Below are 6,812 nucleotides of genomic sequence, written 5' to 3'. Positions count from 1 at the left end.
GAAAAAATTCGTGTCGACTTTGACGAGCCCCGCATACATGCCGCTTTAGTCTGCGCAGCAGCAAGCTGCCCTAAGCTGCGCGCGGAAGCCTTTACCGGTGAAAGTCTGGAGACTCAGCTAGAAGATCAGATGATCACTTTTTTAAGCGACCGCGATAAAAATGGTATTGATGATAAAGACATTTATCTGTCGAAAATTTTTGACTGGTATCGTGAGGATTTTGACGGGCTTCGAGATTACCTGAGAACCTATTCAAGGCCTCTTTCCGGTGATTCTGGTAGTAGCGATAATATGAACTTCCAGTCTTTAGATATTCGTTTTGTTGACTATAACTGGAAATTAAATAACTTAGAAAACCGCTAAAGCTGACAGGAGCTCAAAGTTCACCGGTGACTGAGAACAAACACTTTGTTTTGCCTTTGTATTTTACAAAGCTTTTATAATTCTGTAATGGCCTGATTAAAAATGTTTTTTAGAAGAGTAAGATCCAGATTAACCCCCGCTATATTAGCCTCAACCCATTCCTGTCGAGAGATAAGGGGCCAAGTCACGTCATATCCCAATGCAAACAACATTTCTTCAAAAAAGAATCTCTGTACGCGACCATTTCCTTCTCTAAAGGGGTGCAATAGATTTATCTCACAAAATAAATCCGCAATTTGCTCGATAAATAATTCGTGGCTTTGGGCATTTTCTAATTGAGAAATATTTTTGAATAGCTTTTTAGCCTCAGGTTCTATGCGCGTACAAGTGCAAAATCGTGTTTCACCTTTGGATATATCAACATCTCTAACTTCACCCGCCCATTCGTATACATCCTGAAATAAATGGTGGTGGAGCTTTTTTAAGTGTTCAAACGTGAACTGCTGAATAGTGGCTCGAGGAGATTGATAGAGCCGGTAACGCTCTGCAGTAAACTCAATTTCGGCTTCGGCCAGTTTATCCGCATTCCGGATATCCAGGAGATTAGTGAGAACATCCGTTTCAGGGTAGCAGTACTTATCTTGTGCTACCCCGTATTTATCGCGCATACTTGCGTTTTAGTGCCGCAATAGACTGATTTTCGCCTATATTTTTCAACGTTAGCCCTTCGTACATTAGGCTGGTTCTAAAGTTTTCCATTTTGGGGATAAACTTTGCTTTCTTTTTTTCTGCCGTAGCCGTAGAAGAAACTGTATTAGTCATAATGCCTCCTATATAAGCCAAATTATACCGTAAAAGCGGTTATATGTCATGGCGCCGTTTGACCAAATAGTCCTCATAAAACACGGTTAAAGCATTCAAACTTCACAGCTAATATTATGAATTGCCGGAAATATAACGACACTACAAACCTGACGCTTTAAATTTCAAATCCATGATGCTGGCCGTCTGGTAGCTCAATATCCAAACGCACTTTACCGCCGCCAGCTTCAATATAACGCTTTAGACTTGAGAGCTTTACGTCACGGCCCGACTTTTCCATTTTAGCTATAGTGGGCTGTTTAACGCCCAGCGCTTTAGCCATATCATTTTGCGTTTTTTTCATAAGCATACGAACTTCAGCTAAATGGATATCAAGCAGCATAGCCTCTGCTTTAGCTTCTGCATTGACTACAATATCCTCATTTTCTGTTTCAAGTATTTGCTCTAATGTTCTCGCCATTTCAATTACCTCTCACTTAAACCTCCATGTTTATAGCCTTAAAGATATATAGCATTTAGGCTATTGTCAAGCTTCTACGTTATTGTTCTACAATGTAAGAGTTGATAATAAAATTATCGTTGACCCAAACCCAATGTAGTGACGTAATAGCAGGCAACATTACTTTAAGGGTGTCTTTATGAAAGCGTTACACGGTTTATTTATTCTTCTGGGTTTATTATCTGTCGTGCTGCTTGCTATATCAGGGCCTTTATACAAAAGCGGAACGGCTGAGTTAGGCACAGCATTCTTATTGCTACGCTGGGCCGCTTATATTGGTGCGGCAACCTTCGTGCTTAACATTATCTGGTATTTCATTCGCCGCCCGCAAGGGCTGGTTGCCGGCCTTAGTGGTTTAGCTATTATTGCTGGTGGGTTTGCCTTTTACATGCCCTTCAGCCAGTACCTGAAAGCGCAAAACGTTCCTGCCATTCACGACATAACGACTGACACACAAAACCCGCCTGAGTTTGTGGCTATTGCGCCGCTGCGTGCAGATGCCCCCAATCCGGTTGAATATGCTGGAGAAGAAACAGCGAAACAACAGCGTCAGGCTTATCCTGAGTTAAGAACTTACGAGTCACTGGAATCACCGAATGAACTTTTCTCGGCTGCTTTATTAGCCGTAGATAAAATGGGCTGGGAATTAGTGGAAAGCTCAGAAACAGAAGGCAGAATTGAAGCTACGGCAACCACTACCTGGTTTGGTTTTAAAGACGACGTAGTGATAAGAGTTCGCAGTACAGTAGATGGTAGCCGGTTAGATATTCGCAGTAAGTCACGTGTGGGCCGCAGCGATGTGGGCAAAAATGCTGAGCGCATTCGTGAGTTTATGTCTTTATTGAAACCCGAATTACGTTAGTAAAAGTTACGTTAGAAAGTATTACATTGGAAAGTATTGGGCCTGACACAAAGCGTCAGGCCCTTTCTATTTATGGAGCCTTGCGAAGTACCGGTTGCCCATAGTTTTCGTCCAGCTGTCTAACCGCCGACTCCGGAATAAATACCTGAGCCACACTGGCTACTTCTTTGGTATTGATATTCACTAGTCGGGCGTTAGCCATAACGCCATCCCGGTGATGAGACAAAGTACCGACCAATACATGAGTAATTGGCATAATCTCATCGAGTTCCAGATAGTCACGAGTTAACGCAAAGTCACCTTTTGGAGTCACCCGGATAAAGTCAGTCGCTTTAAAGTCGAGAACGCTTAGTTCACGACTGTGCAGTTCCTGCACCAATTGCTCTGACAGCACCATACTTAACGGCGAGCTTTGATCATATTGACCAGTTACCCCAACTAAATTGGTTATACCCACCTTTGCACTATTTAACCGAATGCTGGCATTCTCGACCAATTGCTTGGCAAGTTCGGCGCTATACCTGGCACTGTACGGCTGAGTATAAATCTCTTCTGCCTTCTCTTCGGCGTTTACTTTAGCTTGCGAGACCTCCTGCTTAGCCGGCAACACAGTGCAGGCTCCCAGAAACAACGCAGTAAAACTTACAAAAATGGATAACTTCATGGCAGTGCCTCTTTCTAGTTACGCTGTAAACGACCGTTAACTAGCTCAGTTTGTTTATTTGACCAATACAAATGCTTAGGAACATAACGATTAGCCGCGGCCAAAACTTCTTGATTACGACGGTCGACAATACGCAAATTAACCATGGTTCCCGCGTCCTTACGAGACAGAGTTCCCACCAGAATCCAATCAATTTCAGGGTGTTGTTCAAGCTCATCTACGTCACGGGAAAGCAGCGTAGCGCCCTCTTCCGCGACAGAGATGTAAGATTGGGCACGAAACTCAACCAGGCTTAAATTGCGCTCCTTAAGATGCGCATAAATGCTTTCGCTCAACTGATGGCTTAATTCGTTTAACGAGTCACCCGCTTGCGGCTGCTCAAGCGTTTCCGCTAATACCCAGCGAGTTACGCCAATGTTAGACCCATAGTGAGAATGATTGTCGTGAGAGAGCTGACTCGCGAGCTGCTCCGCTAAGTCGTCCCCGATAGCTTCGTGGGGGTTGTTAGCATGCGCTGTTGCTGAGCCTGAAACCAAAAAGAATGGCAGTGAGAAACAAAGAATGAGCACCCGATAAAACATAGCCTGACCTTTAATTATAGAGCTTATGCGTTGTTATCGGCAGGTTTTGGGGAAGGTTTAGGGAATAAAAAAGCCCTCTTAAAAAGAGGGCTTCAGTACTTATATTGCTCGTAAGCTAACGATTAGAAGCTATAAGTAAAGTTTACATAAGCACGGCGACCCGTTAGGTCATACAATGCGTTTTCTACATAACCTGGAGGAACTTTATCGAACATATTACGTATACCGCCAGTTACTCGCAATTCTTCCGTAAAATGATAACCGACAGCGATGTCGTGCGTCATAATTGACCCAACATACGCAGGTCCAACGTTTTCGTATGCCTCAACTCGAGGAGTTACGTCAAACAGTGCTGAACGGTCCAGGAAACGAGTTGTCCACGAGACATTCAAGTCGTCCAGACGATAATTTGCAGAAAAGCGGAACTGCCATTCTGGATCTCCAACTTCCCCAGTTGAAACCTGATCTTGAGTTGGTTGATCCTGGAATGGGTATTCAACAAACTCTTTTAAATGGTTGATAAACAATGAAGTTGAAAGAGAGCCAGGTAAATCAAACTGACCTAATTCAGTTTGATAATTAACTTCCATTTCATAACCAGAAGTTTGAATTGCGGCAGCATTTAAGTAACCGGACTCAACGGCTGTCAACTGACTATCACCATCACGAGTAACTTGGCTACAGAATGTGTTACCAATACCGCTTGACGAGTCCACACAGTTATTGATTACGTCTTGAGGATCTATAAATGTGATAGCATCTTCAATCTCAATATCATAGTAATCTAAAGTAACAGAGAAGTTCTCAATAAAACTCGGGGTCCAAACAACACCGAACGTTGTAGAGTCTGACTCTTCAGCTTCTAGGTTTGGGTTACCGCCAGAAATAAGGTCAATACTTGCATTGGTAACCGATTCGAAGTTCTCAGGAACACCTAACGCAGCACAATTTGCAGCACGGTTCGGATCATTATCTATCCGAGTTTGATCACAAGGGTCGGTTACATTAGCAAACCCAGGAGATCGAGGGCTGAATGCCTCTGTAATGTTAGGTGCACGAACAGCCACACCGACAGTACCACGGAAACGAACATCTTTAATAGGAGCATACATAAAGCCTAACTTCCATGCATCAGCAGAGCCAGCATGAGAATAGTCGGCGCTTCGATAAGCCATATCAAGAGTTAATTCTTCAGCAAAGTCTAAACCCGCAAGAATTGGAAGATTTAATTCTACAAAGCCTTCAGTTACATCATATTCACCGTATTCATTAGGAGTTGCCGCGTTGCGAGTTAATCCACGACGAGTGAATTCGTCGGTGATAGTCTCTGATGTTTCTTCACGCCACTCAAAACCAACTGCGATGTCAACTGGACCGCCTTGTAATGAGAAAAAGTTAGCTGTATCCGTAACGAATGAAGCACCCGCATATTCCTGCGTGATTTTATCATCACGAGTAACATCAGCACTCATAAAGTCAATTGCAGCTTGAGAAGCTTGGTCACCAAACGGATTATACGGAACACATTCTCCACCGTTGTTGACTTGACCAGCATCAGGATCTCGACAAACTATGTTCCCATCTGCATCTTCAATAGTATCGACTGCCGCTAAAACGTTTCCTGGAATTTGTGAACGTAAAGTTTGGCGACGGTTACGAGTCTCACCATAACCATAATAAAAGTCGTACTGTAAATAGCTTCCACCAAGCTCTAAGGCGCCATCAACACCACCGTTAAAGCGGAATAATTCCCGACGGTTGTCGGCAGTACGATTACCCCAGTCTTCAAAGAACTTCCAGAAATCAGCTTGTTGAATGCCCGCATCAAGAAGATTGGTTCTTAGTTCTTCATCTAAATAAGGATTATCTGCTACATTAATTTGAATGGCTTGAGTAAAAGAAGGTTGGAACTGTTGTTCGATATCAGCCTGAGTATATTTGAAATCAGAATAAAAACGCGCTGAGTCACTCATTTCAAAACTTAACGAAGAGCCAACGTTTACGCGATTGACGTTAGGCTGAAGGTTTACATAGTCTTCAGTATACAAACATGTTTCACAGCGCTCTGAGTATTGGCCAAACAATGCTGAGTTTGTACCCTCACGAGCAGGCTGTCTTTGCCATGAACCGTCTGGGAAAAAACCGTAAAAATCATCAGCTAATAGAACACCGCCACCTGAAATATATTCAGAAGCTATACCTTCGGCATAGATACGATCAGGGATCCCATCCAAACGCCCAGTATCTTCAGGGTTCAATATTGTTCCCCAACTATTAAACTGGCGAACATCACTTGCCATCGTTTCCTGAATACGGTTCATACCGGCATAGAACGTCGCGTTACCACGACCGTTCATAAAATCACCGCCACCTAAGAAAGTGAATTCGTGTGTGCGAGCACCAACGCCTTCAGTTGATCCAGCTGCCTGTCCGCTAATCTCAAAACCTTCGTAGTTCTTCTTCAGAATAACGTTAATAACACCTGAAACAGCATCTGAACCATAAATAGCTGACGCGCCACCAGTCATGATTTCAATACGCTCGATCATGCCTGAAGGAATAGTTGATAAATCAACTGACGCAGAGCCAGGAGAGCCGGCAACGTGACGCTTGCCATCAACCAGCACCAAAGTACGGTTTGCACCTAAACGACGTAAATCAGCGGAACTAACACCAGCACTCGCATTACTCTCACGGTTGCCTATTAGAGTATTAGTAGCACCTACAGCAGGTAATTCAGCTAAAATTTGGCCTAAATCTGGAGAACCGAATTTCTCGATATCCTCTTCACCAAGAGACAAAATTGGTGCGGCTTGAGACAGCTCAGGGCGAGCAATGCGAGAACCTGTGGTAACGATTCGCTCCATTTGCTCTTCGGCTTGTTCTGTTTCTGTGCTCTGTTGAGCATCTTGCGCTACTGCTAACGCAGGAAAGCCTAAAGACGCAGCAACTGCCGCAGCCGTTAAGCTTTTTCGGAATGTCATATTTTTCATGAGTAAAAACTCCCTGGAACGTTTTTAT

At 43.6% G+C, this 6,812-nt stretch carries 8 protein-coding genes; 2 read left to right on the top strand and 6 right to left on the bottom strand.

The features are described 5' to 3' along the window. On the top strand, positions 1–363 hold a 363-nt coding region (locus tag B2U97_RS01565), incomplete at its 5' end, for a DUF547 domain-containing protein (protein WP_286830196.1). 74 nt (positions 364–437) lie between these two features. Here B2U97_RS01565 and B2U97_RS01560 read toward each other — a convergent pair. From B2U97_RS01560 to B2U97_RS01550, 3 genes are all read right to left on the bottom strand, one after another. Next, the gene (locus B2U97_RS01560; RefSeq protein WP_286830194.1) at positions 438–1,031 is read right to left on the bottom strand and encodes a Fic/DOC family protein; all 594 of its coding nucleotides are present in this window, start codon (positions 1,029–1,031) and stop codon (positions 438–440) included. Further along, the gene (locus B2U97_RS01555) at positions 1,021–1,185 is read right to left on the bottom strand and encodes a hypothetical protein (RefSeq protein WP_286822712.1); all 165 of its coding nucleotides are present in this window, start codon (positions 1,183–1,185) and stop codon (positions 1,021–1,023) included. The genes B2U97_RS01560 and B2U97_RS01555 overlap by 11 nt, the downstream gene beginning before the upstream one ends. 157 nt (positions 1,186–1,342) lie before the next feature. Next, a complete protein-coding gene (locus B2U97_RS01550; protein ID WP_224797913.1) occupies positions 1,343–1,645 on the bottom strand; it encodes a helix-turn-helix domain-containing protein in 303 nt (100 codons plus the stop codon). 178 nt (positions 1,646–1,823) lie between these two features. Between B2U97_RS01550 and B2U97_RS01545 the strand changes: the two genes are divergently transcribed. Next, positions 1,824–2,546: a DUF1499 domain-containing protein gene (locus B2U97_RS01545; protein WP_286822711.1), complete on the top strand. Its 723-nt coding sequence runs from the start codon at positions 1,824–1,826 to the stop codon at positions 2,544–2,546. 70 nt (positions 2,547–2,616) lie between these two features. Here B2U97_RS01545 and B2U97_RS01540 read toward each other — a convergent pair whose 3' ends face one another. From B2U97_RS01540 to B2U97_RS01530, 3 genes are all read right to left on the bottom strand, one after another. Continuing rightward, on the bottom strand, positions 2,617–3,210 hold the full coding sequence (locus B2U97_RS01540) for a FlgO family outer membrane protein (RefSeq protein ID WP_286822710.1): 594 nt from the start codon (positions 3,208–3,210) through the stop codon (positions 2,617–2,619). Between the two features lie 14 nt (positions 3,211–3,224). After that, positions 3,225–3,791: a FlgO family outer membrane protein gene (locus B2U97_RS01535; protein ID WP_286822709.1), complete on the bottom strand. Its 567-nt coding sequence runs from the start codon at positions 3,789–3,791 to the stop codon at positions 3,225–3,227. 122 nt (positions 3,792–3,913) lie between these two features. Continuing rightward, positions 3,914–6,784, bottom strand: a complete 2,871-nt coding sequence (locus B2U97_RS01530) for a TonB-dependent receptor domain-containing protein (RefSeq protein WP_286822708.1) — start codon at positions 6,782–6,784, stop codon at positions 3,914–3,916. Positions 6,785–6,812 lie beyond the last annotated feature (28 nt).

This window comes from Idiomarina sp. UBA3176 (assembly GCF_002364295.1).
Taxonomy (GTDB): domain Bacteria; phylum Pseudomonadota; class Gammaproteobacteria; order Enterobacterales; family Alteromonadaceae; genus Idiomarina; species Idiomarina loihiensis.
This window is presented reverse-complemented; position numbering and strand designations above follow the sequence as displayed.